At 71.7% G+C, this 26,887-nt stretch carries 32 protein-coding genes and 1 pseudogene; 1 reads left to right on the forward strand and 32 read right to left on the reverse strand.

The window, feature by feature from the left end:
- Window positions 1-156 precede the first annotated feature (156 nt).
- Window positions 157-1,359, forward strand: coding sequence for an IS110 family transposase (locus tag OIE75_RS28065; RefSeq protein ID WP_329472467.1), 1,203 nt, complete (start codon window positions 157-159; stop codon window positions 1,357-1,359).
- Window positions 1,360-1,364: 5 nt separating this feature from the next.
- On the opposite strand, the gene OIE75_RS28070 is transcribed toward OIE75_RS28065, so the two are convergent.
- The 32 genes and pseudogenes from OIE75_RS28070 to OIE75_RS28225 all read right to left on the reverse strand — a co-directional run bounded on the left by OIE75_RS28070 (window position 1,365) and on the right by OIE75_RS28225 (window position 26,838).
- Entirely contained in the window at window positions 1,365-1,835 is a 471-nt protein-coding gene (locus OIE75_RS28070; RefSeq protein WP_329472468.1) for a hypothetical protein, read from the reverse strand.
- Complete coding sequence (locus OIE75_RS28075) at window positions 1,832-2,341, reverse strand: hypothetical protein (protein WP_329472469.1); 510 nt, start codon at window positions 2,339-2,341, stop codon at window positions 1,832-1,834. The genes OIE75_RS28070 and OIE75_RS28075 overlap by 4 nt, the downstream gene beginning before the upstream one ends.
- A gap of 122 nt (window positions 2,342-2,463) precedes the next feature.
- A complete protein-coding gene (locus OIE75_RS28080; protein WP_329472470.1) occupies window positions 2,464-2,922 on the reverse strand; it encodes an XF1762 family protein in 459 nt (152 codons plus the stop codon).
- Window positions 2,919-4,709 (reverse strand): TraM recognition domain-containing protein, encoded by a 1,791-nt coding sequence (locus OIE75_RS28085; RefSeq protein ID WP_329472471.1) that lies wholly within the window; start codon window positions 4,707-4,709, stop codon window positions 2,919-2,921. Before OIE75_RS28085 ends, OIE75_RS28080 begins: the two co-directional genes overlap by 4 nt.
- A gap of 32 nt (window positions 4,710-4,741) precedes the next feature.
- Window positions 4,742-5,518 carry a DUF317 domain-containing protein gene (locus OIE75_RS28090; protein ID WP_329472472.1) on the reverse strand — a complete coding sequence of 259 codons (777 nt, stop codon included), beginning with the start codon at window positions 5,516-5,518 and terminating at the stop codon, window positions 4,742-4,744.
- A gap of 2 nt (window positions 5,519-5,520) precedes the next feature.
- Window positions 5,521-5,880, reverse strand: a complete 360-nt coding sequence (locus tag OIE75_RS28095) for a hypothetical protein (protein ID WP_260825256.1) — start codon at window positions 5,878-5,880, stop codon at window positions 5,521-5,523.
- Window positions 5,881-6,119: 239 nt separating this feature from the next.
- Window positions 6,120-6,941, reverse strand: a complete 822-nt coding sequence (locus OIE75_RS28100) for a DUF317 domain-containing protein (RefSeq protein ID WP_329472473.1) — start codon at window positions 6,939-6,941, stop codon at window positions 6,120-6,122.
- Window positions 6,932-7,285 carry a hypothetical protein gene (locus OIE75_RS28105; RefSeq protein ID WP_311583134.1) on the reverse strand — a complete coding sequence of 118 codons (354 nt, stop codon included), beginning with the start codon at window positions 7,283-7,285 and terminating at the stop codon, window positions 6,932-6,934. The genes OIE75_RS28100 and OIE75_RS28105 overlap by 10 nt, the downstream gene beginning before the upstream one ends.
- A gap of 26 nt (window positions 7,286-7,311) precedes the next feature.
- Window positions 7,312-8,115: a DUF317 domain-containing protein gene (locus OIE75_RS28110; protein ID WP_329472474.1), complete on the reverse strand. Its 804-nt coding sequence runs from the start codon at window positions 8,113-8,115 to the stop codon at window positions 7,312-7,314.
- Window positions 8,112-8,495 carry a hypothetical protein gene (locus tag OIE75_RS28115; RefSeq protein WP_052836952.1) on the reverse strand — a complete coding sequence of 128 codons (384 nt, stop codon included), beginning with the start codon at window positions 8,493-8,495 and terminating at the stop codon, window positions 8,112-8,114. Before OIE75_RS28115 ends, OIE75_RS28110 begins: the two co-directional genes overlap by 4 nt.
- Before the next feature lie 276 nt (window positions 8,496-8,771).
- Window positions 8,772-9,179, reverse strand: coding sequence for a hypothetical protein (locus OIE75_RS28120; protein WP_329472475.1), 408 nt, complete (start codon window positions 9,177-9,179; stop codon window positions 8,772-8,774).
- 17 nt (window positions 9,180-9,196) lie between these two features.
- Complete coding sequence (locus tag OIE75_RS28125) at window positions 9,197-9,856, reverse strand: hypothetical protein (RefSeq protein WP_329472476.1); 660 nt, start codon at window positions 9,854-9,856, stop codon at window positions 9,197-9,199.
- A complete protein-coding gene (locus OIE75_RS28130; RefSeq protein ID WP_329472477.1) occupies window positions 9,853-10,611 on the reverse strand; it encodes a hypothetical protein in 759 nt (252 codons plus the stop codon). The genes OIE75_RS28125 and OIE75_RS28130 overlap by 4 nt, the downstream gene beginning before the upstream one ends.
- Before the next feature lie 25 nt (window positions 10,612-10,636).
- Complete coding sequence (locus OIE75_RS28135) at window positions 10,637-11,341, reverse strand: hypothetical protein (RefSeq protein ID WP_329472478.1); 705 nt, start codon at window positions 11,339-11,341, stop codon at window positions 10,637-10,639.
- 13 nt (window positions 11,342-11,354) lie between these two features.
- Window positions 11,355-12,203, reverse strand: coding sequence for a relaxase/mobilization nuclease (locus OIE75_RS28140; protein WP_329474071.1), 849 nt, complete (start codon window positions 12,201-12,203; stop codon window positions 11,355-11,357).
- Entirely contained in the window at window positions 12,200-12,988 is a 789-nt protein-coding gene (locus OIE75_RS28145) for a hypothetical protein (RefSeq protein ID WP_329472479.1), read from the reverse strand. The genes OIE75_RS28140 and OIE75_RS28145 overlap by 4 nt, the downstream gene beginning before the upstream one ends.
- Window positions 12,985-13,422 carry a hypothetical protein gene (locus OIE75_RS28150; RefSeq protein WP_329472481.1) on the reverse strand — a complete coding sequence of 146 codons (438 nt, stop codon included), beginning with the start codon at window positions 13,420-13,422 and terminating at the stop codon, window positions 12,985-12,987. The genes OIE75_RS28145 and OIE75_RS28150 overlap by 4 nt, the downstream gene beginning before the upstream one ends.
- Before the next feature lie 100 nt (window positions 13,423-13,522).
- Entirely contained in the window at window positions 13,523-14,014 is a 492-nt protein-coding gene (locus tag OIE75_RS28155) for a hypothetical protein (RefSeq protein WP_329472482.1), read from the reverse strand.
- A gap of 172 nt (window positions 14,015-14,186) precedes the next feature.
- Window positions 14,187-15,977 (reverse strand): hypothetical protein, encoded by a 1,791-nt coding sequence (locus OIE75_RS28160; RefSeq protein WP_329472483.1) that lies wholly within the window; start codon window positions 15,975-15,977, stop codon window positions 14,187-14,189.
- Complete coding sequence (locus tag OIE75_RS28165) at window positions 15,974-17,116, reverse strand: AAA family ATPase (RefSeq protein ID WP_185906786.1); 1,143 nt, start codon at window positions 17,114-17,116, stop codon at window positions 15,974-15,976. Before OIE75_RS28165 ends, OIE75_RS28160 begins: the two co-directional genes overlap by 4 nt.
- 191 nt (window positions 17,117-17,307) lie before the next feature.
- Entirely contained in the window at window positions 17,308-17,529 is a 222-nt protein-coding gene (locus OIE75_RS28170; RefSeq protein WP_329474072.1) for a hypothetical protein, read from the reverse strand.
- 37 nt (window positions 17,530-17,566) lie between these two features.
- Window positions 17,567-18,758: pseudogene (locus OIE75_RS28175) on the reverse strand (hypothetical protein).
- Entirely contained in the window at window positions 18,755-19,213 is a 459-nt protein-coding gene (locus OIE75_RS28180) for a hypothetical protein (RefSeq protein WP_329472484.1), read from the reverse strand. The pseudogene OIE75_RS28175 and the gene OIE75_RS28180 overlap by 4 nt, the downstream one beginning before the upstream one ends.
- Window positions 19,214-19,251: 38 nt before the next feature.
- On the reverse strand, window positions 19,252-20,358 hold the full coding sequence (locus OIE75_RS28185) for a hypothetical protein (RefSeq protein WP_329472485.1): 1,107 nt from the start codon (window positions 20,356-20,358) through the stop codon (window positions 19,252-19,254).
- Window positions 20,351-21,094 (reverse strand): glycosyltransferase family 2 protein, encoded by a 744-nt coding sequence (locus tag OIE75_RS28190; protein WP_329474073.1) that lies wholly within the window; start codon window positions 21,092-21,094, stop codon window positions 20,351-20,353. The genes OIE75_RS28185 and OIE75_RS28190 overlap by 8 nt, the downstream gene beginning before the upstream one ends.
- A 43-nt stretch (window positions 21,095-21,137) precedes the next feature.
- Complete coding sequence (locus OIE75_RS28195; protein WP_329472486.1) at window positions 21,138-21,647, reverse strand: hypothetical protein; 510 nt, start codon at window positions 21,645-21,647, stop codon at window positions 21,138-21,140.
- Between the two features lie 144 nt (window positions 21,648-21,791).
- Complete coding sequence (locus tag OIE75_RS28200; protein ID WP_329472487.1) at window positions 21,792-22,586, reverse strand: hypothetical protein; 795 nt, start codon at window positions 22,584-22,586, stop codon at window positions 21,792-21,794.
- A 284-nt stretch (window positions 22,587-22,870) separates the two neighbouring features.
- A complete protein-coding gene (locus tag OIE75_RS28205; protein ID WP_329472488.1) occupies window positions 22,871-23,416 on the reverse strand; it encodes a hypothetical protein in 546 nt (181 codons plus the stop codon).
- 184 nt (window positions 23,417-23,600) lie between these two features.
- A complete protein-coding gene (locus OIE75_RS28210; protein WP_329472489.1) occupies window positions 23,601-24,230 on the reverse strand; it encodes a hypothetical protein in 630 nt (209 codons plus the stop codon).
- A 13-nt stretch (window positions 24,231-24,243) separates the two neighbouring features.
- Window positions 24,244-24,816: a hypothetical protein gene (locus OIE75_RS28215; protein ID WP_329472490.1), complete on the reverse strand. Its 573-nt coding sequence runs from the start codon at window positions 24,814-24,816 to the stop codon at window positions 24,244-24,246.
- Between the two features lie 14 nt (window positions 24,817-24,830).
- Window positions 24,831-26,345, reverse strand: coding sequence for a VirB4 family type IV secretion system protein (locus OIE75_RS28220; protein ID WP_329472491.1), 1,515 nt, complete (start codon window positions 26,343-26,345; stop codon window positions 24,831-24,833).
- A 28-nt stretch (window positions 26,346-26,373) separates the two neighbouring features.
- Window positions 26,374-26,838 carry a DUF6238 family protein gene (locus OIE75_RS28225; protein WP_329472492.1) on the reverse strand — a complete coding sequence of 155 codons (465 nt, stop codon included), beginning with the start codon at window positions 26,836-26,838 and terminating at the stop codon, window positions 26,374-26,376.
- Window positions 26,839-26,887: the final 49 nt, after the last annotated feature.

Here is a 26,887-nt window from a genome sequence, read left to right on the forward strand (position 1 = left end):
GCGTTCTTGTCTGCAGTGGCTCTGTGGGAGTGGCCGCCCGGCCCTCCGGGGCGCCCTGGCTGCTGATTGAGATGTGCGCTTCGGTCGCTGATTACGGAGATGACAGCGGGGTGTTCCTCGGGCCGACGGCATGCCGTGTGGAACGAGGAGGGGCAAGTGAGCAAGCGACGAGCCTGCGTCTGGGCCGGCATCGACGCGGGTAAGGGCCACCACTGGGCTGCGGCGGTCGACGAGACCGGGGCGACCTTGTGGTCGAAGAAGATCGACAATGACGAGTCGGCGATCCTGAGCGCGCTCGGCGAGATCCTGGACCTGGCGGATGAGGTCCGCTGGGCGGTTGACATCTCCGGCACGGCCTCCGCGCTACTTCTGGCCCTGCTCGCGGCGCACGGCCAGCAGGCCGTCTACGTTCCCGGCCGCACGGTCAACCGGATGGCCGGGGCCTACCGGGGCGAGGCGAAAACCGATGCCCGTGACGCCTACATCATCGCCGAGACCGCCCGGCACCGCCGGGACTTTGCGACCATCGATGTGCCCGCCCAACTGGCGGCCGAACTAGCCCTGTTGACCGCCCATCGCTCTGACCTGGTTGCAGACAGGGTGAGGATGATCAACCGTCTCCGCGATGTCCTGACCGGCGTCTTTCCCGCTCTGGAACGGTCTTTCGACTACTCGGCTCACAAAGGTGCCCTGGTGCTGTTGACCGGCTACCAGACCCCCGCCGCGATCCGCCGCCGCGGCCGAGCCCGGCTCACGGCCTGGCTGGCCAACCGGGGCGTGCGCAGCGCTGACGCCGTCGCGGTCACTGCTCTGGAGGCTGCCCGGACCCAGCAGACCGCGCTGCCCGGCGAGGAGGTCGCCGCCCAAATCGTCGCTGACCTAGCCGAACAGATCCTGGCCCTGGATGAGCGGCTCAAGCGCATCGAGAAGCGTATCCGCGAGACCTTCCGCAGCCATCCACAAGCGGAGATCATCGAGTCGCTGCCCGGCATGGGGCCCATGCTCGGGGCCGAGTTCGTCGTGGCGGCAGGCGACCTGACCGCCTACGCGGACGCTGGTCACCTGGCGTCAGCGGCCGGACTTGTACCTGTGCCACGCGACTCCGGCCGGCGGACTGGGAACCTGCACCGGCCCAAGCGTTACAGCCGCCGTCTGCGAAGGGTGTTCTACCTGTCCGCGCAGACCAGCATCATCCGCGAGGGCCCTAATCGGGACTTCTACCTCAAGAAGCGTGGCGAGGGGTGCAAGCACGTCCAAGCCATCATCGCCCTGGCTCGCCGACGAGCGAGCGTGTTGTGGGCATTACTTCGTGACGGACGAATGTTCACGACCGCCCCGCCAGTCACGCAGACGGCTTGACTTCGTCATTGAGACTCCCACAGGGCGGTGTGGTGAGCGGCGGTCAGGGTGTGCTCCGGACCGTCGCCTGCTGCCGTCCCCTGGCGGCGTCGGATTTCGTAGGCGAGGGTGTTGGCGCAGCCCATCGCGGCTTCGGGTGCCAAGGCGGTCAGAGTGCGTGCCATCGGGAGCTGCTGGTCCGCGGAGGCACTGCTCAGGAAGGCGAGCTGCTCAAGGCGGACCACTGCGTCCGACAGGTCGGGACTGCGGAAGAGGCGTCCGTCGGTGACCGCTTTGAGGGCGGTGCGGGTCGCAGAAGCGAGTCGCTGGGCGGAGGCGGCGTGGGCGTTGGGCTCGGATGGCGGATGGGCCACCCGCAGGAGACGGTCGAGCATGTCGTTGTGCTGCACGTACTGGTCTGCGAGCAGCAGCAGGCGCTCAACCGGCGTCGGCGGGGCGGCCACGTCGAACAGGAAGCCCTCGGGCGGCGTCGTCATCCGCGGCGCCGGGCAGCGGGCGCGGGCGGCGTGGAGGGCGCCTTCTGCGAGCTGGGCCTTTGGGCCTCGGCGATGAGTTGCCGGTCTTCAGCGCGCGCCGAGAATGAGGCGAGGCGTCGAGAGAGCCGTCGCGCTACGGCGCGATAAGTGGTGGCCGCTTGCTGCAGCTCGTCTCCGGCACGGCGGAGTTGATCGCGGCTGGTTGCGGGGGTGGGGTTGGCGTCCTCGTACAGCAGGATCTCGGTGCGGTGATGGATGGCGAGGTTGCACAGGGTTGCGGCCAGGGAGATCTGGGAGCAGGCGCCGGCGAGGAACGCCAGGTTGTCGGCCCCGTCCTTCATTGCGGGGTACTGGCTGACCGACAGGTCGTGCACCTGCCGCGTGCACTTCATCGCCAGCTCGTGCACTCGCAGGCTCAGGGGTGCGATCTCTCGGACGGGCTTGGTGATCTCGCCCTCCCGGATGCGTGCCGCCTCCGCGGACAGTTCCTTCAGGGCGGGGGCCACCTCGCCGAGAAGGCGGGTGTGGTCGGTCAGGTCGGCGGTGTGCAGGACAACTCCGGGAGGACGAGGGCGGTACGGGGCAAGGTGAGGATGGTGGGTCCGTTGCTGTGTAGGGACGGGCTCGGTCAGAGGGCTTCCCACAGCAGGCGGCTGACGTGGTCGTTGCCGTGGCCGGTTCGTGGGCGGGACGGGGTGTGCCATCCGGCGCGGGGCGGCCTGCTGGCGATGACGCGCCACCCGGCGCCGCGCAGTGATGCGCCGCTCTCGCCGTCCTGCGTGTAGGTGATCAGCCGTCGGTAGCCGAGGGCCTTCGCCGCCCGCCACGCGGCGCCGTAGAGCAGTGAGTTGGCGTTGCGGGCGCCGTCGGTGGCGGTCCGGGTGACTTCGAGGGTGGCGCCGTCGTCCAGGTGACGGGCCACCGGTCGGCCGACGATGGCCACGGCGCGCAGCGTGCCCCTCTCGTCGGCGGCGCCGACCGCGAAGATCTGTCCTGCGGGCGGCGGGTGGTGACGGTGCCAGGTGCGTACGAAGTCCTTCGCTTCACGGGAGCGGACCGGCACCAGGTGCAGCGGGGCGTCGCTCACGCGGCCGTCCCGAAGTCGGACTGTGTCGGCGCGTGCTTCGCGACGGCGCGAGCCGTGATTGCCTTCGACGCGCGGGCGGACGCCGCGGACAACTCCTGTGCTCCTGGCTCTCGGTACCACGGCCGCAGGTCGAGCATGGCGGCGCGCATGCCGGTGGCGAAGCACAGGGCGGTGCCCTTGGGCAGGGCTCGGATCGCGTCGGCGGGCAGGATCCGTTCCTGCCGCATCGACACCGACGTGCTCTTGCCGGACTCCGAGTGCGAGGTCGATGTGGTCTCCACGTCGTGGTCGCCGATCAGGCGGGAGAGCTTGTCGGCGAAGTCGGGGTCGTCGATGCCGGAGCCGATGACCTTGACGGTCGAGGCGGACCACATGGCGTCCATGCCCGCGTCTCCCCAGACCTTCTGGCCCTGTCGGTAGGACTGGAGGATGGTGATCGGGATGATTCCGCGGGAGCCGAGGTGGGAGTACAGGTCCGGCAGGTCGCTGATCTTGCACACGTTGGCGGCCTCGTCGAGGATCGCCAGCATGGGCGGGTCCAGGCGTCCGCCGGCGCGTTCGGCCTGGGCGGTGGCCGCGCGCATGACGGAGTCCGCGCACGCGGCGATCAGTGCCGAGGCCCCGCCTCCGCCGTCCTTGCTCAGCAGGAACAGCGTGTCGGTGGAGGTGACGAACTCCGACGGGCGGAACTCGGGAACGTCCTTCTGGGGGGTGACCCAGGCGGCGATCTCGTTGTTCAGCAGGGCGGCGGCGTACTGGCGGGCGGTCTCGTAGATGCCGTCGCGGGTCTCCGGGGGGCCCTCGACGGTGCCCTTGAGCTGGGCGGCTACGGCGGCGAAGTTGTGGTCGCGGAGGATGTCGAGCGGGGTGCGGTCGGCGGGGAAGGCGAGCCACTGCATGATGTCGGTGATGGGCCGATCGTCGAGCGCTGCGGCTAGCAGCAGTTGGGAGAGGATGTTGCTGCTGGCCTTGGACCAGAAGTCGCCCTGCTGGGAGGCGTCTACCGAGGCGGCGAGGAAGTGTCCGGCGAGCCGGTTCGCTCCGTCCAGGGTTGTCGCGCTGGCGAGGGGGTTCCACCACATCTCGCGTGCGGCGTGCGCGATCTGTTGTGGGTCCATGGTCCACACCTGCCCGACGCGGGAGCGGGCCTCGTATGTGGCGGTGAATGCGTCTCCTGCGGCCTTGTTCGAGGTCAGGAGGACGGGGCCGGGCGCTGCGAGCATGGAGGGGATGGCGAGCGAGGTGGTCTTGCCCGAGCGGGGCGCCATGATGGCGACGGCCACATCTTCGTAGCCCATGCGCACCTCGTGCCGGGTGTTCTGCAGGTTGCCCAGGAGGATGCCGGTGTCGCGGGCTTCGATGTGCTTGGCGTCCTTGAGGCTGGGGCGCAGTGAGCGGGCCTTGTCGGTGATCGCTTTGGCCATCAAGGGTTCGATGTCCCGGGCCTTGGCCATGCCGGTGATCTTCTTCCGGCTGCCGCTGCGGTTCTTGTGCCGGATCCACAGGGCGAGCGCCGTCATCCCGAGAGCCAGGAGGAGCAGAACGGGAACGATGCGTGCCCCGATGAGCAGGGCATTCTCCCCGGCCTCGGGCCAGACCTGCTCGGGGCGGAGCAAGGCGTTGGTCGGCTGGTAGGGGGCCCAGCTGCCTCCGGCGAGGTAGGCGGTGAGGTTGCCGGACAGCCAGGCCAGGTGGGACAGGGGGACGACGACGGCGAGCACGCCGAGCAGGAGGCGCAGGACGAGGTCGTATCCGTCGGTGTTGCTGCTGGAGGAGGAGGGGGGCAAGGGCTAGGTGCTTCCAGGCGGGGACGGAGGGATCAGCGCAGGCGGTGGCGCTCGGTCTGCGGCCGTTGCGGAGGATGCGTGCTCGTCGCCGGCGGGCCGGATCGGCGTGCGGCGAGGGAGCGGACGCGTTCTTCCAGGGCGCCGGCGACCTGCTGGGCGGGTACTTCCCGGTGCGAGAGGGTGATGACGTCCGGGTTGCGAGTCGGGAGGCTGGAGGGGCCTGCGGTGCGCGGCACCGGTCGGGGGTCGGTGAGCGCGGTGGTGAACGCGGTGATCAGGTGCGGTGGGGTGTGCTCGCTGAAGTGGGCTTGCCACAGCAGAGTCCGGAAGTCGCGGAGGGCGGTGTCGACCCACCAGGCCCGAGTTGTCTCGTCGGCCTCGACGCGGACGGTGCCGTCGGGCGAGGCGAGCCGGTGGTGGTTGTAGGCCGGAATCCAGCCTGATGTGAGAAGCGGCTCTTGCGGATCCCAGTTGTCTGCTGGATCGGCAGTGGGATCGGTCAGCGCATCGGTGAACGTCGCGATCATTTCGACGGGGGTGCGGGCATCGAAGCTGGCGAACCAGGCGGGCCGGTCCGGCGCGGGGGCGTGCTGCAGAGTCCACCACCGTCCGTCGGGGTCGGGCTCCAGCCGCAGGAGGGCCTTCTGGTCGGGGCTGGAAAGCAGGACGCGGGGCATCAGGGGGTCGTGACCGTAGCTCCAGCCGCAGGCACGGTGGAGGGGGACGGTGATCCAGGCGGGGTCACCGCCGCCGGCCAGGTGGCGCGGGGCGACGTAGTCGATGTCGACGTTGACGGGGACCTCGGGCATGGTCACCGCCCCCTCGCGCCGTGTCCGCTGCGCCGGGACGTCAGGGCGGGGAGCTGCGGGCGCTTCGGCCGGGACGGTGCGCGGCGTGCGGCGGCCTGGATGTCGAGGATGACGCGGCCGTGGCAGGTCCAGTCGTCCAGATAGCTCCAGCACTCTGCGTGGTGCGCGTCGAGCGCGTCGACGTACGCGTCGCTGCCCGGACCGGCACCCTCGGGGAGCTGGGCCCGGGTCTGGCGCCACTGCGCGTCCAGGGCGTCGAGGTGGCTCAGTGCCTCCTCCAGGATGGTCAGCTGCCCGGGCCAGCTGTCCCGCGTGAGGTGTGCGGGCAGGTGCTGGAGCTGGAGCCGGGCGGTGGCCAGCAATTGGCGGGCGCCAGGACGGATGCCGTCGAACGCTGCGGCGGTGTCTGCGTCACGGACGGCGGCCGGGCGGCCGTAGGCGTCCTGGTCGAAGGGCCAGCCGTCCAGGTCCGTGTTGAACGCGGTGAAGGCGTCCCAGGACGCCAGGATCCGTTCACTGTGGCGCAGGTAGCGGTTGAGGCGCCGCAGCGAGGTGCGGCGGCCGTGGTTCGTGGTGCGGGAGATGAGAGCATCCTTTGAGGTCAGCGGCGGGCGGCCGGCTGGACGGCGGTCGTGGGCGCCGGGGGTGTCGCGGGGGTGGTCTGCTGACGGCGCACGGCGCGGGCCTGTGCGCGGAGCGTCTTCACCCGGGCGGTGTGCGCGTCGACTACCTGCTGCGGGCGCAGCGGGCTCGGCTCTTTTACGGCGCTGTAGTGGGCGGTGCGGTCGAACATGCCGCGCTGCAGCGGGCTCTGGTCGGTCAGCGCGCCCAGGAAGGCACCGGCGAGCCGATCGGGAACGTGCTCGTCGAGGAAGGCGTGCCAGATCCGCGGGCCCGGGAATGATTCGTCGCTGCTTGTCCTGACCTCGATGTGCCAGGACGGGCGTTCATGGAACTCACTCATGGGGCGGTGCTCGATCCGGCACAGTGAGTCCGGAGAGAGCGCTCTTCCGGCATCCTCGTACTGCCAGCCTGCGCTGGTCACGGGCTGCCAGGGGTCCGGTTGCGATGAGGGCGGTGTGATGAGGGCATCGGTGAGGCCGGCGAGGACCTCGGCCGGCACGAGTTCACCGAACTCGGCGTACCAGCCATGGTCGTTGTCGCCGGGGGCGGCCCGCAGCCGCCACCAGGCGGAGGTGGCGGACTGCGGGTCGAACTGCAGGCGGTAGCGGTGATCGGGGCTGGCCATCACGATCTCGGCGCTGAGCGGGTCGGAGACCGTGGCCCATCCGGCCGCGGCCAGGCCGTGGGTGACGTGGCGGGCGTCGCCCGGGCCGGCGAGGTGGCGGGGGCTGGTGTCGAAGGGGATCTGCCCGGCGTGCTTGTCGGCGAAGGCGTCGAGCTGGCGCTTGCTCAACGGCACCGGCTGCACCCCTGCTCGCTCTCGGCGTCGTCGTGCAGCGCACGCAGCTCGTCCAGGACGTAGTGGAGGGTGTGCTGGTCGGTCTGTTCCCAGGCGGCTGAACGCAGCTCGGCGATCAGGACGTTGACGTGCGCGGTACGTGGGATGGCCTGGTGTTCCTGGATGGTGCGGGCGAGGGCACGCAGGGTGTCGGCGAGCTGGACGGGCAGGCCCGTGTACTCGTCGAGGAGCGGCTCGACGAGGGCGAGGGCTTCGGCGGGGTCGGGATTCTCGCGCAGGTACTCGGTGACGTCCGACAGCGTTTCGGTCAGGGTGCGCAGGGTTTCCGGGGTGGGGGCGGGCATCGGGCTCCTTGAGACGGGGATTCAGGTCAGCGGCGGGTCCGGGCACCGCCGGACGGGGCGTAGGGACGGGCGGTGGTGTGTGGCCGGGTGCTTCGGGCGCTGTTGCGGGCCCAGGTGGCGGCGTGGGCAGCTGTGATCCGGGTCTGCTGCCAGGCGCTGAGCTGGGAGGGCTTGACGGAGACCGACCAGGTCCGGATCTGGGCGCTGTGCGGGACACGTCCGCGGGGGCGCATCACCGGGTCCGGGCCGGCAAGTTCGGTGGAGAAGGCTTGGACCAGGTGCATCGGCGTGTTCGGCGTGAAGGTGGCCGTCCAGCCGTTGCCCTGCTTGTCCTGCGCTCCGGTCCACCACATCGCCGAGCCATCGACGCCCTGGCGGTACTGCATCCACGCGGTGCCGTCGGGGCTGCTCGCCGAATAGTCTTGGCCCTCGAACCGCGTGTGCCAGTTCTGCTCCTGCAGAGGTGCCCAGACGTTGGGGGCGTGTGCGGAGCGGGGGCGGGTGAGGGCGTCGGTAAGACCGGCGACGATCTCCACCGGAGTCTGCCGGCCCAGGTGCGCAGACCATTCACCGGTCGCGCCGCCTGCCCGGCCGTGGATGGTCCATCCGCCCGGCAGGATGTAGGGGTCGTAGGCGACGCGGACGGTGCGGTCCGGGCTCTCCATGAGCAGCGGGCCGCCCTTCTTGGACTTCTCCCGCCAGCCCGAGGCGCGCAGGAACTCCGAGACGTGCCGGACGTCACCGCCGCCGGCCAGGGCACGGGGCTGGACCAGGTAGTGCTGCTCGGCCTGCTCGCCCGGCCCCCAGCCCTGCCACTGCTTCTTCTTCACCGGCGCCGCCGTACGACGAGCGGGGCAGGAGCCGGAGGCTTCGCCGCGCTGGTGGCCGGTCTGGTGCCGAGGTGCTGGAGGAGGTCCTGGTGCTCGTCCAGGTCCAGGCTGATGTCGTGCAGTTCGTTGGCGGCACGGCCCAAGGCGAGCCATACCTCCGCTGGCAGGGCGCCTCGTTCTGCCTCACTCTTGGCGAAGTGGCTGCCGGTGATGACGAGGTGAGTGACGCCGCCAAGGACTCCGTTGTCCGGGTCGAGGACGCGGGCGATGACCTGCGCTGCCTGGGGCGGGGGAAGCTGAGAGAGGTGGTCGGAGAGCTGGCCGAGCTGGCGGGTGATCTCGTCGGCCAGTCTCACCGGGTAGGGGGCGGGGTGGGACATGCTCCTCCGGGTGCGTGGACGGTCAGTGGTGGTGGCGCTGCCCGATGCGTTGCGCCTCGGTGGGGACGGCGTCCGGGCGGGCGCCGGCCAGTGGGGAGGCGCGGTCGGGGCCGGCCGTGATGCAGGCGCGTAGATAGCGGCGGAACAGGGCGGTTGCGAGCCGGGGTTTGAGCCGATGGCTGATCGGTGCGGGTGTGCGTTCTGCTACGGGTTTCTCCGGGGAATCGGGCGGCGGGGCGGTGGGCGGCCCCGGCGTGGTGCCGGGGCCGCCCGGGCTCACGGGGCGCGGCGGGCCGGTGCGGAGTACGAGGGGGGACTGGCGGGCGCCGGTTGCTGCGGGGCGGGTCGGGCCGCGCGCGCCTGGAGGCGGTGCACGGCCTGCTGGTAGAGGGCCTCGTCGAAGACCTCGGGGTCGCAGTTGACCGTGTATCCGGCCAGGAGCAGGGCGGGGATGGCGCGGTTCGCCAGGCGTTTCTGCTCCTCGGCACCGAGGTGATCGGGCACGGTGTGCCAGACGTAGAGCGGCTCGCCTGTGGGGTATGCGTGGCGTTCGAGGCCGAGCTGTTCCAGCAGGTCGTGGAGGCCGGCGGGGGCGCCGGTGGGAGTGTCGGCGTGGATGGTGGTCGTCAGGGCCTTGATGTAGATCTCGACGTCTGTGCCGTACTCGTCGGCCAGATTGGCCATACGCTTCTTCCCCGAGGTCAGCGGCGGCGGGAAACCGGGGACTGTGCACGGCCCGCTGCCGGTGTCGGGGCCGGTGCGGTCGCTGGCGGCTGCGCCGGGCGGGCGGCGTGGTTGCGGGCGCGCAGGATGACGCGGGCGGCATCGCTCAGGGAGTTGGCCGTGCTGCCGAGCCGTGCGATCGGCTCGGGTTCCTCGCCGGGCGCGGCGCCGTGGAGATCACTGGCGGCGATCCAGGCGCGGACGATCACTTCTCTGGTCAGGGGCAGCAGCCCGTGCACGGGCCCAGCGACCTCGGTCAGGACCTCGGCCACCTCGCTACTGGTCTCGGCGGCCGAGACCCGCTCGGCGAGTTGGGTCAGGTAGCGCACGGCTGCGTCACGGTCGCCGTCGGGTGTGGCCAGCATGTTCAGGGCGGGATCGAGGTGGACGCTGTGGCCGGCGGCGAGCAGGGCGTGCGAGGCGGTGGTCGCCTTCAGGCGCTGCTGCTCGATGGGCAGGCCGTGCGGAAGACGGTGGTAGTCCCCGCGGGGTCCGGGAGAGGTGAGGAAGCCGCCGGTCCGCTGAAGGATGTCCGCTGCCTGCTCGGTGCCGCCGATGGCCACCACCAGACCGGTACGGGGGTCCTTGGTGATGGTGACGTACTCCAGGACCCAGAAGTCGGGCTCCGTCTGGTTCATCGCGTCCTGGCGGTGGGTGTGCGGGCGCCGGCGGGGGCCGGCGGCATGGAGGCCGGGGCGGAGGTGGGCGCGTGACGTCCGGCGGGGTGCTGGAGGGCGGTGCCGATGCCGAGCGCGTCGAGCTGCGGGCCGATCTCGCGCAGCGCGCGGGCCTGGGCCTGGGTGTCGTCGCCACTCAGGCGGTAGATGCCGCTGTGCGGGTCCTGGATGAAGCCGTGGGCGGCGAGGATGGTGCCGGCCCGGTCGTCGGCGGGGGCGGTGGCGACGCTGCCGTCCGGCTGCCAGGTCAGGACGACCCGGTCCGGCTGGGAGGGCTGGATGCCGTCCAGGGCGTTGTGCCGGACCTGGGCGAGCGCACGGTCGTAGCGGACGAGGAGATCGCCGGCGACCTGCTCGGCGCCGAGGAACGGGTCGTCCGTCAGGGCTATGCCGTTGGGCTCGGGGACGCCGCGGTACGCCTCGTCCGGCAGGGCGTGCGGGGCGACGGCGGCGAGGAGGAAGCCGTCGCGTTCGTCGTGCCGGTCGATCAGGACGAGCTGCGCGCCGTCGGGGCGGCTGAGGACGGCGGCCTGCTGCAGGGGATGTTCGGCCAGCAAGGCGGCGACCAGGTCCAGGTCCCAGATGCGGTCGGTGAGTTCGGCGAGGTCGTCCTTCGCGTCGGCCGCCAGGTGCGTGCTGGTCCAGGTGTCGGGAAGTTCGCCGGCGAGGACGTCGGCGTAGGAGGCAAGGCGCTCGGAGGCGCTGTGGTCGTGCATGGTGTCCTTGGGCAGTTGCAGGGGCTCAGCGGCGCAGTCGGGTGGCACCGACGGGTGGCGGTGCCGGGGCCGGCAGGGCACGCGGCGGGGGCGGGCAGGCGCACACCGCGGAGCGTTCGGTCTCATGGTCGGGAACCTGCTCGGTGCAGGCGCGGCGGCCGGGGTGAGGGGCGTGCCGGTCGGCCAGCCGTCCGCGGGTGTGCGCGAGGTCGGAGCGGATGACGCGGACGTATTCGTCGGCGAGGTAGCGCAGGCGCCCGGCGGTGTACGGATCGCTCGCGTCACCGAGGCCGTCGAAGAACTGGGCCAGGGCGCCGAGGGTTTCCTCGAACCCGGCGAGGACGCCGTCGTGGGGCGCGGTGAGTTCGGTGAGGACGTCGGCTGCCTCGGCGGTGTCGGTGGCCTCGCGCAGGCGTTCGGCGAGGTGGGCGACCGAGGCGCCGAGTGTGGGATAGCTGGCGGGGCGGGCGTCGGTGTCGAAGCGCTCGTCGCAGTCGACGTGGTACCCGACGGCCCGCAGGCGCCCTACGGCATCGGTGGCGAGACGGGACTCCTCGTCCTCGGTCAGGCCGGCGGGGGCGCGGTGGTAGCTCTCGTGGAGGCGGACGACCGCGACGAATCCCGCGCGCTGGAGGATGCTGTGTGCCTCAACGTCGCCGCCGCGGGCGAGGAGTTCGTCGGAGTGCGGGTCACGGCGGATGTCCAGCAAGCGGCCGGTGGTGCGGGGCAAAGAGACGTTTCTCCTACAAAGATCGGTGGATGGTGCGCCGGGCCGCGGCCGGTGCGGCGGCGGCCCGGGGCTGGGCCAGATGGGCCGCAGTGGCGTCCAGGTCCTGCTGAATCGCGTGGAGGCGGCGGGCGATCAGCTCCAGACGGTGCGCCGTGTCCGTGCCGGCAGCCCCCGGTTGGCGGGCGATCCGGTAAGCGGTGTGCTCGACCAGTCCGCGGACCGTGGCCAGCGGGCCGGCCTGTTCGTCGGCGAGCTGCGTGAGGACGCCGGCGAGCTGCGCCGTTGCGGTCGGGACCGTACGGGCAGCGGACCGCGTCGTGGGGCCGGTGCGGACGGGGATCAGGTGCAGGTCCTGCTCGATGCGGCGTGCTTCGTCCGCAAGCCGTCGCAGGATGTCGGCGGGCGGGGTGCGCCAGGTGCCGTCGAGGTGGATCAGGTTGGCGATCAGATCCAGACGTCCGGGCTGGCCCTGGACAGCGATCCACCGCCACCCGTGCTCTGCGGCGCCGGGCACCTCGATACCAGCGGCCCGCGCGAACCGGTGGGCGGTTTCGGACCACTCGGGGCCGGTCAGCTCCCGGTCGTCCGGGTGGAGCCGGACGTCGAGATGGAGGATCGCGTGCCGGTCGTCGTCCGGGCTGGCAGCGAACGGGTGCTCCAGGTACGGATCTTCGAGGTGCTCGGCCCACTCAACGGACGTCCAGGTCCTCTGCTCGTCGTCCGGGGTGTAGTAGTCCAGGCCCGGCCAGTGGGCGACCACGGTGTACTCCGTCAGGCCCTCGTTCGGGGAAAGGGGCCGCCCGAGCGCCTCGGCCAGCGGCTCGCGCGGCGAGTGGGCCCTCGGGTGCAGGCGGGGGATTATGACGGCACCCCGCTCGACGTGCGGGTGGGCGACCGGTGCTGATGAAGGTCGCGGGCTGCACAGAGCAGCGAGCGCTCGCGCACCAGGTCGGCGTGGACCGAGATGTCTCCCGGCGGAAGACAGTCGATCGCCCTGTCGATGGCGCTCAGCCCCTCGTCGTACCGGCCCAGCCGGCGCAGGGCACCCGCCGTGCGGAAGAGGACGATCGGGTCGGTGCCGGTGGCGAGGGCGGGCCGGGAGCTGAGGGCCAACAGACGCTCCGCACCCTCGTTCAGGTCCTGGCCGAGCCACAGCCCGTGCAGCAGGACGTGCAGGGTCTTGGGGTGCTCCTCGGCCGTGGCGAGGACCTCGTCCATGACCGTCAGGCCCTCGGGGCGGGACTGGCCAAGCAGCGCGAAGGCGTACAGGGCGCGGGTGTAGCAGTCCAGCGGCTGACGTGCGGTCTGCGCGAGCTGTTCGACGACGTGCTGGAGGGTGGGGCAGCGGAAGTCGAACCGCAGGGCGCTCAGGTACAGATGCGCCAACGTGCGGGTGGTGATCGGATCACGGTGCGTCGCGAGGACATCCTCCGGGGACAGCAGGCCCAGGACGCTGAGGCCGGCTGACCGTGCCGCCCAGGCGGCATCCGCGCACACCTCGGCTGAGGTTTTCCAGTCGGCCCGGATGCCGTGGAGGTCTTCGGCCAGGCGCAGCGGCCAGGAAGCATCGTCCGTAGTTGCGGTGGCTCGGGCCCTGGCCTTGCGGAGCGCAGCGGCACGGTCGGGGCGGTTCGTGGGGGAAGTCACCGGCCGCCCCTGCTGTCTGCGGTGTGCACGAGCTGGCCCAGAGCGGTGGTGGTGTACCAGCCGCAGTCGATCAGCTCGTCGCGGCCGGCGAACCGCGTAAGGAGGGCGTCTTCCATGGCCCGCAGGTAGATCAGGCAGTCCGGGCAGCGGCGCGAGAGGTGCACGAGGTAGCGGGGGTGAGCGGTGACGTAGGACTGGGCACCACCGGTGGGATCACGCAGTCGCCATCCGTCCTCGTCGGTGGGGGTGTGCCAGGAGGGGGCGACGATGCGCATGGAGTCTCCCCACAGCTCTCCGCCGGCCACCCCCTTGAGGACGACGACGGTGTCCCCGGTCTGAAAATGGGCGTGGGTGATATCTCGGGTGGGAGTGAGCGGGTCGGGGGTGAGGGCGGTGACGGGGGCGGGTTGATGGTCCCAGGACGGAGGGAGCACGCGGTTCCTTCCACGCGATGGCTGTCGGGGTGGGAGCATCAATAGTCCGGAGGAACGCCGGTTTGGCTAACCGGCGTTTCCCGGCTATGTTGCCCCGCCGTCAGCGGAACGGATTCTCCGTCCCGCGGTCCGCCTCGGTGGCTGCGTCGAGGAGTTCGAGCAGGTCAGTGCCTTCGGCGTCACGCTGGTCGATCCACCAACCGGCACGGGTTATGGAGCGGGCCTTCTCCTCCAGCTCCGCCCAGTCCGCCTCGTCCCAACTGCCCTCGACGACCAGGGCGGTGTGCGCGGCCATCATCAGCTGATGACGGGAGCGCTCACCCCAGTCCAGGGCCTTGGCCGGGCCCTCCAGCTGCGGCATGTCGAACTGCTTGGCCCAGGTGGCGGCTGCCTCTAGCTCCTCGGCGCGCTTCTCCGCGAGCCACTTCTCCTTGGACGCGGAGTCGGCGTCGCGCGCCGCCTTCCAGCAGTCGGTGCAGTCCTTCGACGCGAGCCAACGGGCGAAGCCGGCCCGCTTGTCGGCGGGGCGGTTGGACAGGTCGTGATCTACCCGGTGGGAGCAGGCGTGCTCCACGGTCCAGTGCGTACTCACCCCCGGGGAACTCCGTTTGATGGGCGTTACGTTCGAGGTCGGGCTGCTGGTCTGGGACTTCAAATCGAGGGCCTTTCGTTGACGGTTGGGGTTGCACGAGTCATGCGACGGACGGGGGTGGTCTGGAGTGCTTGGCGGTGGTCTCGGGGACGCTTCCGCCTTCTGCGTCGTCTCAGCGGGTCCTGCGGATGGCGTCTGTGGCCGCCTTGGCGATGGCGGCGGGAGCGCTGGAGGGCTGGGGCAGGTGCAGCAAGGTGGTCCCCGGCAAGTGGCGGGATTCCGCGGTGAGGGTGAGCTGGAGTACGGCGCAGCCGGCGGTCGTGAGCTGCTTGACGCGGGTGACGGCTTGAGCGGTTTCGTCGCTGCCGTAGTGGGCGTCGGTAACGATCACGAGGAGGCGGCCGGCGCCGGGGCGGCTGAGTTCGAGGCCGTGGTCGAGTGCGTCGATGGCGTGGGCGAGGTTGTGGTGGCCGCCGGTGGCATCGAACGTCGTCACGCGCTCGGGTGCTCGGTGGGTGGGCCGGGTCAGTGCGGTCAAGTGCCTGTCGTAGGCGATGGTGGCGGTACGGGAGTCGGGGTCGGTCAGGGCTGCTGCGCGTGCCACGATCCAGGCAGCGGAGGCGACGGGCTTGCAGGCGGCACGCATGGAGCCGGAGACGTCGACGGCGATCCCCACACGCAGCGGTGGGGTGGGAGAGTTCCGGCGGCGGGTGTGGGTGAACGGTTCCGCGGTGGGGACCGACCCGGCCGCGCGCTGAGCGTCGCGGGCGAGGGCCGCGCGCATGTTGAGGCGGCCGGGCGGGGTGGGGCTGGTGGTCCGCTCCTCGGTCCGCTCGCGGTAGGCGGCGGCACGCAGGGCGCGGCTCAGGCGCGCGGCGGCACTCTGCTCGGCGGCGGTGGGCCTGCGGGTGCCGGTGACCGGGTTGCCGGAGGGTGCCGGTGTGCCGTCGGGGTGGACGGTGGTGCTACGGGCGTTGAAGACCGACTTGGCGGTGGCGGCGGCTTTGCGTCGCTGGCGGGCCCGCTGGGCGCGGTCCTGAGCCTGCGCCTTGGACCGTGACGCCATGGCGTTGGCCGCTGCGTCCTGTGCCGCGAGGTCGGCCGCGTCGGTGGCTGCCGCGTGGTCCATGACGACCTTCACGGCGCCGGTCAGCAGATCGGAGAGGCCCTCCGGCACGGGCAGGGCGGGGGCCGCGGCATCCAGAGCGTCGCACCATTCTTGACCGTGAGCGAGCATGGTCGTGGCGTCGTGGTCGGCGCACTCGTGAGCTGCTGTCCAGATGCTGGTGAGGGTGGTCAGCAGGTCTTGGCCCAGCACCTTTTCGCACAGTTCGGCGACGGCCCGGGTCTCGTCGGCGTCCAGGATGCCGACGTCACGGCGGCCGAGGATCAGGGCCGCCGCGGCGGCGGCCTGCTCGATGCCCTCGAGGGTGGGGTGGGCGATGTCGGGCATGACCAGGGTTCGGGCGCTGGTGCGCAGGTACGAGCGGTCCGTGGGCCACGTGATCAGGTGCGCGCCTTCGACGCGGCTCTCCTCCAGCAGGAGCGCGGCCTCGACGACGCGGGGGTCCGCTCCGGCAGGCTGTGTCCAGACGGAGTGGGCGGCGTGCGCGGCCTCGTGGACGAACACTCCCCAAGCGGCGGGATACCGCTCCTCGTCGCCCACGATCCGCGGATGGATCTCGTGGGGCTTCAGGGGGGCGAACAGGCCGGCGTCGAACTCGACCTCGCCCAGCGTGGGGAAGAACGCGGCCGGTGCGCCGCTGCGCGTGCCGGGGCGGCAGGTGACGAGGAGGTCCTGGCGGCCGGAGAGGGCGACCAGCCGGTCGCCGAGTTCGGCTCCCACGCGCAGCCACGCGGCCGGGGAGGAGCGGGGTTGCGCGGGCGGCGCGCCGTCGTCGTCCCAGCGCGCGAGGTCGGCGTCGTCGTCCGGCATGGACTGGATGTGGTGGTGGGCACTCATCGCGGGCGGCCCCGGTGTGCGGAGCCGGTGCTGCCCGGAGGCTGCCGGGCGGCTGAGGCGGGGAGCTGCTTGCCGAGGGTGAGAGGTGCGATCTTCTTGATGCCGACAGCCTTCGTGACGGCGTCGGCGACGGCGTCACGATCCTCCACAGGAGCGATGCCGACGAGGTTCGCGAGCGCGGCTTTGGTGCCGAGAACGGCCTCGGTCTTCTGGTAGCTGAGCAGTTCCCGCAGTTGGGGGGCCCAGCCCAGCTCGCCGAGTTCGACCTGCTGGGCGAGGTGTCGGGCGACCCGGACCACCCGGGCATCGATCCTCAAGGCCAGGGCGAGGTCGTAGTCCGTGCCGATCTGGATCTGCACGCTGAACCGGCTCGCGAGCGCCTCCGTCAACACCGCGCCGTGGACGCCGGGATTGTGGCCCGCCACCACGTAGAAGCCCGGCTCGGCCTTGATGGTCTCGCCCTTGTGGGCCTTGACCTGGATCTGCCGGCGCCCGTCCATCGCGGGATACAGCGCCGCCAGGACCTTCGGTGAGATCAAGGTGGCATCGTCGATCAGCAGGGCGCGGCCCTCGGTCATCGCGGTGACCAGCGGACCGTACTGGAAGACGTAGGCTCCCGCGTCGTCCTGTGTGTACTCGCCGATCAAGTCGCCGACCGTGGTGTCGCCGTCACCGGCGACGGTGAGCAGGTCCGGGAACGCCGCCTCGACCAAACTCGTCTTGCCGGTGCCCGGAGGGCCGTACAGCAGCACGGGCACGTCGGCGTCGCGCAAGCGGTTCAACGCCTCGACGTCGGGCAGATCGGCCAGCTCCCGGGGGTGGTAGAGCTGGCCCCCCGCGCGGCGGATCGGGCCGGTCTGCTTGGGCGCGGCTGCTGCGGTGTAGGTCGTACGGGTCGTGGCCGCCTGGGCGCGGGGAGAGTGGGTGCCCGGTGGGCTGATCACAGCCCTCTGCGCGGCTGCGGCAGTTTTCGCGTTCGCGCGGAACTGCGGTTGTCCGGTCCCGCTTTGGTCGGCCTCGCCGCGTCGCACCAGGGTGAGGGCGGCGTTGCGGACGGCGCCGTGGGAGTGGCCCAGCTGCCTGGCCATGTCCCCGATGGTGAGCTTGTCCGCCGGCCGGTCGGCCAGCAGTCGGGCCACCTTGGCCCGTAGTTCGCCGCCCTTGGTGCGCGCTGATCTGGTAGGCCCGGATGTGGTCAAAACGAGAACCCTTCAACAGGTGTGGGTGGGGGCGGGGTGGGCGATGCGCTAAAGAGGCCGGCCGCTCTCGGAGGGGATCACGGGCTGTGCCGACATCGGCGAGCGGGCCAACCGGGGCGTACCGTCGGCGCTCACCGGCCGGCCGAGGGCTCGGTCCAGGGGCACGGGACGGCCGGCGACGAGCAGCTAGCCGGTTGCCGGGCAGCCCCGTGCGCCTGCTCCGTACCGAGTTCCGTCACTCGGCAGGCGCAGCCGGGCGTCTCTTCGAAGCCGTCCTGGAGCAGGATCCGCCGGGCGGCGGCGTTGTAGCCGGTGGTGGTGATCTCGCCGGTGATGGTGTGCCGGATCGGCATGAACGGCTCTGCTGCTGCTTCGAGCAAAGCGGATCTCCTAACGGTGGCGGGCGGTCATGCTGGCGCGGGGCGGCGGCGCCGGCGGTGTGGTGTCCACGGCCGGGCGCGGGCGGGCGCGCAGCACGGGGGTGCGGTGCGGAGGCAGGACGGCGACGGTCGCACCGAGGTCCTCGCCTGCCTCTTCGACTTCGCGGGTGAGGAACTCGATCTGCCGGCCCAGCGCGGAGAGGCGGGCGGCGATCTGGCGGCCCTGCACGGTCTCCAGGGCGCTGGCGAACTGGCTGGTCGTCTCCAGAAGTTCTTGCAGGCGGACCATCGGGCCGGCGGCGTAGCCGCGCTGGACAGCTCCCAGGAGAGCGTTCGAGGCGTCACCGGCACTGTGGCCTTCGACGACGTCGCGGATGAGGTCCTGCAGGGACAGCTCCGGGGCCGGTGCCGGGCGGTTGAACCGGGAGATGTCCGAGCGCAGCACGCCGGGCGGGACCGGAGCGGGCAGGGCCTTGCCCGCCTCGTACTCGTGGGCGAAGTGCCCGATCACCTGCCAGCCCGGTACGCCCGGGTCGCCGCGCAGCGCGACCACGGTGGAGTCGTCGTCCTCGACCAGGTAAGCGAGGGTGATCGGCTGTCCGTCGGCGGCATACCACGACTCGGTCAGCTCCAGCGCACCACGTATCTGTGCGGCCCGGGCCCTGTCGGTCCACAGCTGCTGTTCCTCGTCGGTCAGCGGAGCCTGGTGGTGCTGGCCCTCGCGCTGGTCGGCGAGGTTGCTGGCGATCGGGCTGTGGTCCGCCCAGGCGGTGAGATGCGGCCACAGAGCCGCGTGCTGAGCACGTTCGGCTGGAGAGCCGGGCGCGGCCGGCCGGTCGAGGGCCCGGCGGATCTCGGCGGCGGAGGATTCCAGGCCGTCCAGGACGGCCCGCCACCCGGTCAGGTGCTGGGCGGGGACGCAACTCGTCGAGCGCGAGTCGGGCGGCATCGAGGAGAGCCTCGGCGTGCGGGGCGAGGTGGGTGGCGTACGCCTCCAGCGCCGCCTTGTCACGGTGGGCTCGTGCGGCTGCGGCGGCGTCTGCGTGGACGGTGCGGCCGTGGCGGTCGCGTGTCCTGTCGAGGGCGGCATCGGTCTCGCAGTCGATGACGGCCATCCGCAGCCGGAAGTCGCGTGCCTTGCTGGCCAGTGCGGACGCTGTCGGCAACGGGCTGTCGGGGGCCGGGCTGCTGCTGCGGGTCATCGGGACCGCCCGCTGGCTGCGGCCGTCAGGTGGACGGTGGGAGCGAAGGTGGGCTTCGGCGGGATCGGCCGGGCCGACGGTGGGGAGGTGGAGGGCGTGGTGGAGCGCTGCGTCGTTCGGCTGGCGGCGGCCTGGGCTAGCCGGCTGCGGCGCTCCTGGAGTCCGTGGGGCCGGACGGGGCGCGGCGGGCCGGTGGAGAGGGCCGGGTTGAGGCGGATGTCGGCCTGCACGGTGTAGCCGTGGCGGCGCAGGTCGTGGACGGCCTGGCGGGTGCGACGGACTCCGTCGCGCTCGGGCTCGCTGAGGCGGTACAGCCCGGGTTCACCGGGAACGGGCTCGAACTGCTCGCGCTCCAGGAACCAGTGGGCGAGGTGGCTGGGGAGGGCGGAGGTGAAGGAGGCGACGAAGCCGTGTTCCTTGTGGTCGCCGAAGGAGAAGTGGGTGCCGGGTTGCAAGGGGGCGGAAGTCTCCAGACGTTGTCGGGGTGGCACGGTCAGTGGCTGCGGTACGCGGGCCGGGCCGCAGGGAGGGGGCGGGCTGGGGCTGTGACGGGGAGGGCCGGGCGGCGGTGGGGTGCGCTCAGGCGGGCCTGGCGCAAGAACGCGTGGCCGTCGGTGAGCCAGGTCTCGATGGCCGGCCACGCGCGTGCTCGGCGCTCCTGCTCTGCCACAGCACAACCGTGGACGAGGTCGTCGAGCAGGGCTTCGGCATCGCTCACGGCGTCGGCCAGACGGGAGAGGGCTGTAGCGTCGTCGGGCCACGGGCTGTTCGCGGGCCGGCACCGGTCGAGCAGCGTCGGGGCGTGGTCGACGACGGTCAGGAAACGGCGCCAGGCGTGGTCGAGGAACAGCTCCGTCGAGGCGCCGAGGGCGGCGGTGCTCAGCGGGGTGGCGTCGCTGTAGCGGCCGGAGGCGTTCATGGCCTGCCACGTGTCGTACTCGGAGCGGATGTCTGCGAGCACGCTGGCGATGGCCGCCGTCTGGCGGGCATGGACGGCCTGCTCGTAGGTGGGAAGGTACCGGTCGGTGAGGGCCTGAGCAGCCCGCCCGGGAAACGGCGGCAGGACGATGCTGCGCGGAGCGTGGGGATCGCCGTAGCCCCCTTCGAGCCCTTCCGGCGAGAAGGCGCCCACCAGGTAGCCGAGATGACGGCCGGGCCGCTCGACGAACAACAGCGTGGTGCCCTGCGCCGCGTCGGTGAGGACCGCGGCGTAAGGGATCCGCTCGCTCCGGACGACGCGGCCGAGTTCGCCGCTGTCCCAGATCCACGGGGCCAGGTCCTCCTGCCAGGCCGGGCGCGCATAGACCTCGACCGAGGCATGCCACTGGCCGGGCAGCAGGCGCGCGAGGTCACGGGCGGCGTCGCCGATGTACCGCCGGCTGCTCGTGTGCACGCTGGCGCGGTGCCGCTTCGCGCACGTGACCAGATCGACCACAGTGGTCTGGGCGCCGCCCGCGGGCAGGTGCCACACGCCGTCGTCGGCCCGCTGGAAGCCACTCTCCGCGAGGGCGGTGTGCGCCCACGGATACTGCTCGCCCGAGGCGATGGCGACGATCCCCGACTCCCGGCTGTGCGACAGGATGATCTGCGCCTCAGCCACGGACCAGGTCCTCGCCACCCTGCAGGACGGCACGCAGGCTGCGCCCGTACGCCCAGGCGTGCTCCCGGGCCGCCGCCTCCAGCTGGTCGTATCCGTCCTGGGCTGTCATCTGCCCGGGGTGCTTGCGGTACCGGTACACCGGCACCGGAAGCAGGATCCCGGGCGCCAGCGAGGTCACGCCGAGGGCCGCGCAGTAGTCCTCGCCCTGGACGAGGCCGCCCATGGGGGCGGCGCGCACGAGGTCGGTGCGAGCGAGGATCGTGGTCGGCCCGATGGGGATGGTGTCCGCAGGCGACTTCCAGTACGTCCACACCTCCCCGGCCTGGTGCCGGCCGGGAGGCGTGGGGCAGCACCAGAGGGTGGTCGAGCCGTCGGGATGCTGGTCCTGGCTCCAGCCGGCGCACCAGCCGACGCCGGTCGACTCCAGGATGTCTAGCCGCACGGACATCGCGTCGTCCGCGAACTCGTCATCGTCATCCGCCCAGTTGACGTAGCGGGTACGGACGTGGGTGAGGGCGAGGTTGCGGGCGCAGGCGGCGCCGACCGGCCGGGGCAGGGCCAGCGTGAGGACCCGGGGATCCTGCGCGAGCGGGGCCGGTAGGCGGTCCGGGGAGGCGCCGTCGAGCGCGATCACGGCCTCCCACGGTACGGACTGCCGGGTGAGGCTGGCGTGCATGGCGGTTAGGTAGTCGAGGCGGTCGTCGCGCAGGCGGGTGGCGATGACGACCGTAATCAGGGGAGCGGGCAGGGAAGTCTCCGGCAGTGAGAGGCGGTGAGGGTCAGCGGCGGGCAGCCGTGCGGGGTCCGGTCGGCGCTGCACCGGCAGCGGGCCGCGGTGGGCGCGCGGTGCGCGAGGTGTTGGGCGTCCGGCGTGTGGTGATGGCGGGCCAGTGCGCCGGGTGGTCGCTGAAGGGGGTGCTGGGGTCGGTGTCCCAGGCCACGAGGGGGCCCGCGCCTGTGTGAGCCATGCTGATCACTTCGATGCCCTGCGGATGCAGGATGTAGCCCCACTGCATGCCCAGTTCGCCGGCGGTGGTGTCGGTGACCGTCATGCGCACCGGGGGTGAGCCGTCCGGAGTGATCAGGTGATCGAGGGTCCGGCTGGGCCAGTGTTCGCCGCCGGTCAGCGCGGCCACGAGCGTGGGCGGGGCGCCGTCGAGGAGATCGGTGCCGAGTTCGTCCCAGCCGACGGCGATGTCGTCGATGAGGTGCTGGGCCATGGCCTCGATGTCGCGTCCGAACTTGTACTGGTAGGCGGCCAGGAGGAGCGGGAGGTGGTTGCTGGGCACGCCGTCGAGCTGGACGTGGATGCCGCTGTACCCCGTGCCGGCGGTGGGGCGGGCGATGAAGGAGTGTGTGGACAGGGAGTTCTCCGGAGCGAGCAGGGGGCGGGGGATGTCCTCGGTGGCCGTCGAAGTGGCGGGCGGGTGCGGCTACGCGCGGTGTGACCAGGAGGGGACCGGGGGGCCGGAGGCGTCGGTGCGGGCGCAGGTGTAGCCGATCAGGCGGGAGGGCTCGGCCTTCGCGGGGACGGTGGCGGCGTCGTTGCACACGAACGTGTACTGGATGGACATGCGGGGCACGTCGTGGAGCCAGGCCCGGTCTTCCTTGCCGGGGTTGATCTGCAGGCCGGAGTGCGCGACGGCGTCGGTCTGGGTGTGCGTGTGGGAGAAGAGGACCAGCGCGCCGCCGTCTGCCGTCTTGAGGGCGTAGGCGTCCGTGAAGCGGTTGTCGGCTCCGTCGAAGACGCTGGTGCCCTTGTCGCCGAAGCGTGTTGCGGCATCGCTGTTGACCTTGACCTGCCGCTTGCTGGCCTTGGTCGGCGCGAACACCTTGCTTCCGGTGTTCGTGCCTCCGGTGGTGAAGTTGTCCAGCACGGCAGTACGCAGCAGGTCGGCGTCGGCGGCCAGCTGCTTGTTGTCGTTGGCGGCGACGGCCGTCGCGTATCCCTCGCGGTCGAGGGCGACGTCGGGCAGCTTGTGGTTGTCCAGGTCGACGACGGAGACCATCTCCCAGCGCTTGTGCTGGGGCTGTTCGGCGAACACGGCCAGGCGGGAGGGGGCCTTGCCCTTCTCGCTGGAGAGGGCTGCAGCGAACCAGCGGTCCTGCCCGGAATCCAGGCGGGGGATGTACAGCATGGCGCTGGCGAGGTCGTAGGACCACGCCTCGTACGGCTCGCGGTCCGCCGCGGGGAGTCCTTCGGTCTCGGTGTAGTCCGAGACGGACATCGCGTACAGCGGTCCGTCCTCGACGGTGTCGAGGAGGCGCCGGTCGCGGTCGGCGTTGGCCTCGTTGTTGATCTTGGAATAGCGGGTGATGACGTCGCGGGCCTGGGCGGCGGTGAGAGCGGGCGCGGGCTTCGGGGCGGTGCTGGCGGTGGGCGTCTGCCGGGCCTGGGCGGGGCCGTCTTCGCCGGAGCACCCGGTGAGGGCCAGGGTGAGGCAGGCGGCGCCGGTGATCAGCGGCAGGGTACGGCGGGCGGTGCGGATGGAGGCTCCAAGGGTTCGCGGAATCAGGCAGTGCGCCTGGCCGGTGGGGCGGCTTGCGGCGATGCCGGCGGGAGGGCCCGGGCTGGGGGCACGTGTGAGTTTTCGTGGGGCAAGACGGGGTGCGGTAGCAGCCCGAGCTGGGCGAGGCGGTGGTCGATCGCCTCGATCAGAGGTTGGGCGCTGCCGCCGTGGCGGGCTTCGGGCCGCTGGGGAGCACTGGGGTCGTTGGAGGGCGCCGAGTCGTAGATGACCTCGAACAGCGTCTGGTCGTCGGGGTGCGCGCGAGTGGCGATCCAGCCCTCCGGGTCTCCGGGCGGTCGCTCGGAGGGCGGGTCGTGCGGCGGACTGATGACCAGGTAGCTGTCGTCGGGGAGCGAGACGCGCACGTTGTAGGTGCTGAGGCCGAATTCGATGTCGCACTGCAGTCCGCGTGCCCGAAGCGGCGTGATGACGTGTGCGTGGCGACGCCACAGCTCCTGCCACCACGGCGTGTGCACGTTGCGGTGGTCGGGCAGCGGCGCGAGCGGTACCGGCCGGGGTTCCGGGGTTCTCGTTTCGTCAGCGGCCATGGCTTCTCCTGCGGCTGCCGCCGTTTGCGGCCCGGAGGTAGGTGTGCGGGTCGTCGGGGCGTGGAGGAGAGGTCAAAGGGTGTGCTCCTTCCTGCCGGCGGGCAGAGCGGTGACGGCTGTGGCGTCGGGGTGATCCGGAGTGCAGTGGGTCAGGGCGCGCACGGGCACGGCCGGTGGAGAAGAGCTAACGGCGAGGCGCGGGGCCGGTGGAGGGGGGAGTGGGCGGCAGGCTCGCGGTAGCTCCACGCGAGGCGTTGGTCGGCGCGGTGGGGGCGGGGGCCGGGTCGTAGGCGGCGCGCAGCCTGTTGAGACCGGCTTCGTCGGCGAGAGCGAGGGCGGACAGCGCCCGGCTGGCCGCTGTCATCAGCAGGTGCGAAGGCGACCCCGTGGCCGCGTCGCGGTTCTCCTGCTTCCACCGGGCGGCGGCGACGAGGTAGGTACTCAGGGCTCGCAGTGCGGGTTCGGCGGCGTCCAGGACGTGGTCGGTGACCGCGTCGATCTCCGCCGGAGTCTGGGCCGCGGTGAGGGCGTCCAGGTACGGGCCGAGGTGGGGTGCGGCCCAGGGCTGGTCGGGCAGCGGGTGTGCGTCACGGAAGGCCCGTGCGTCGCGTCGTGCCCACCGCTTCAGGTCGTTGTCGGTGGCGAGGTTGTACCGGGCGGCTTGGATCTGGTCGGCGTCGCGGCCGACGTTGTCGTAGAGCTCGAAGTCTGGGTCGCGGGGGGATGATGCAGGAGTCCTTCGGGGCTGGTGCGGGCTGCGGGTCGTTGCGGGTGGACTGCACCGGGGTGGCGATCTGTTGCACGAGCAGTTCACGGCTCTGGTGCGGTCAGCGGTGGAGACCGCCAGGCCGGGACGGCGGTGGTTCCGGCGGTCCCTCCCGGCGGGTCAGAGGTGCAAGGAAGCGCTGGACGCCGAGGTGGTCGTTGAGTTCCTTGGCTGCGTCGCGGAGGGCTTCCGAGGCCCGCCGCAGAAAGGCTCGCGCTAAGGCGTGGTCGATGACCATGCGATTCGTGAGGTAGTGCCGGTCGGTGGGGTTGGTGGTCCGGGGCAGGGTCAGGGCGGCCTCTGCGGTCTCGGTGAAGTGCGGGGCTGCGTGGCTGGAGATGGTTGCGGCCGTGGCGAGGTGCTTCAGGACGGTCCGGCCGGTCCGGGTGGTGTGGTGAGGGCTCCGGGCGAAGGCGTCGGCCAGGTGGAGGACCTCGCGTGAGAGGTCCTGAGCGTCGGTGGCGTGCTGGAGCAGCGCGGTGTAGGACGGCGCGGCCGGAACGTGCCCGTTCTCGTCGAGTAGCTCCCACCGCTGGGCGGCGTCGTGCAGTTTGTCCTTCATGGCGTTGAGTGCGCCGATAAGGTGGAGCGCGTCGTCGCGCGGTATCAGGTCGCGTTGAAAATCGGGCTTCACGGGCCTTTTGCTCCTCAGTGCATACGGGCGTCGGTGTCGAAGAGCGCTAGTTCGTGGCTGTGCAGGAGGTGCTGCACGATGAAGGATCGGCCGGCGACCTTCCACAGGCCGCGCCCTCGGTTGAGGTGGGCGATGGCGTCCATTTCGACGGAGGTCAGGCCGAGCAGGGAGGCTGCGGCGTGGAGCTGGTCGGTCTCCTGGCGGTAGATGATCCGGGTGGAGCAGTCGGCGAGGAGACCCTCGGCCAGGGCGCGGCCCTGTGATCCGGCGTCGCCGGCGGTGAGCAGGTCGGACAGCCGATGGATCACCATGAGGTTGGCGATGCCGAGTCCGCGGGAGAGTTTCCACTGGGCCTGCATGCGCTGGAGGAGGCCGACGTGCCGCATCAGGCGCCATGCCTCGTCGTACACGATCCAGCGCCGGCCGCCGTTCGGGTCGGAGAGGGCGGATTCCATCCAGGCGGACGCGCAGGTCATCGCGAGGACGAGGGCGGTGTCGTCCCCGGAACCGCCGAGGCGGGAGAGGTCGATGGTGAGCATCGGCGCGCTCGGGTCGAAGCTCACGGTGGAGGGAGCGTCGAACATGCCGGCCAGGTCGCCGTGGACCAGGCGCCGCATGGCGTGGGCCAGGTCGCGGGCTGCGTCGCCGAGTTGGCCCGACATCATCCCGGCGGCCTCGTCGAGCGCGGTCGGGTTGTTGAGGGTGGCGGCGATGTCGCCGAGGAGCGGGGTGCGGTGTGTGTCGGCGGCGCGGGTGACGACGGCGTCGAGGGCGACGTCCAGGGCGGTGTGCTCCATGGGCATCAGGTCCCGGCCCAGTACGGTCCGGGCCAGGGAGCCGAGCAGGAGCAGGCGCCGCTTGCGGATCTCGCCGACCCAGTCGGCCTCGGCCACGCTGTCCGGGCGCGGGGCTGCGTCCAGGGGGTTCAGGCGTCCGGGCAGTCCGGGCCCGAGGGCGACGGACCGGCCGCCGAGGGCTTCGGCCACCGGCGTCCACTCGCCCTTCGGGTCGCACGGGACGTAGACGCGGTGCCCGAAGGCGACCGACCGCAGCGCGAAGGACTTGGCCAGCGCGCTCTTGCCCTGGCCGATCACACCGGCGAGGAGCAGGTTCGGGTTGGTGAACCCCTCGACCTTGCCGTACAGAGCGAACGGGTCGAAGACGAAGGACGCCTCGGCGTGGACGTCGCGGCCGATGTAGATGCCCTCGGCGCCGAGTCCGCCTTCGGCGAGGAAGGGATAGGCGCCGGCCGCGACGGCGGTGGTCATGCGGTGGGCGGGGAGCTTTAGCCGGTTCCCGCGAGCGGAGGCAGGCCCGGGGCGTCCGCTCGGTGGGTAGAGCGCGGCGGGCATCTGCTGCTCAGGGCGGGTGCTTTCGCTCGGGTGGGCGCTGACTTCGGCGCGGGCTTTTGCGGCGGCCTCGGCGAGCTGACGGCGGGCGGCCTTGCGGCTGGCGCGGTCGGTGCCGTGGGGGGTGAACAGCGGGCTGGCGGACGCGCGGCGGGCGCGACGGGCGGGCCGGTGGCTCATCGGGGGCCCTCGATTCTGCGGGTGGTGCTCATCGCACGCAGGCCGTGGCGTGCGGGCGGAGGTCGGTGGGGGTGGTCTTGCGGCGGACGACGCGTCCGGCAGCGAGGTGGCGCTGGCAGATCGTCAGCACGGGCGGCCCCTCGGGAAGCCGCTCTGGATGGCAGGCGCTTGTCTCGGCGTCGGCCTGGGGTGTGCCGGGCAGCAGGTGGAAGGCGGCGTGGACTTCGGTGGTGGCCTGCCAGAGCCTGGTGTGGGCGGTGGCCAGGTGACGTCCGGCGGCCGGGTGCGGGGGCCGGGTGTGGTCGGCGAGCCGGTCCAGAAGCTGGAGCAGAGCGGTGAGGTGGGCGTGCAGTACGTCGAGGTGCAGACGGTCGTCCACGGGCCTGGGCGGGTCTGCGTCCGAGGGCGTGAGGGCGCGTGTGTGGTGGCGGATGCCGGCGCTCGCGGCGCGGAGGTAGGGGTGCGCGTCGTCGGGGCGCGGGGGAGAGGTCAAAGGTAGTGGTCCTTCCTGCCGGTCGGCAGGGTGGTGATGGGGCGTCCCG

Source organism: Streptomyces sp. NBC_01723, from assembly GCF_036246005.1.
Lineage (GTDB): Bacteria > Actinomycetota > Actinomycetes > Streptomycetales > Streptomycetaceae > Streptomyces.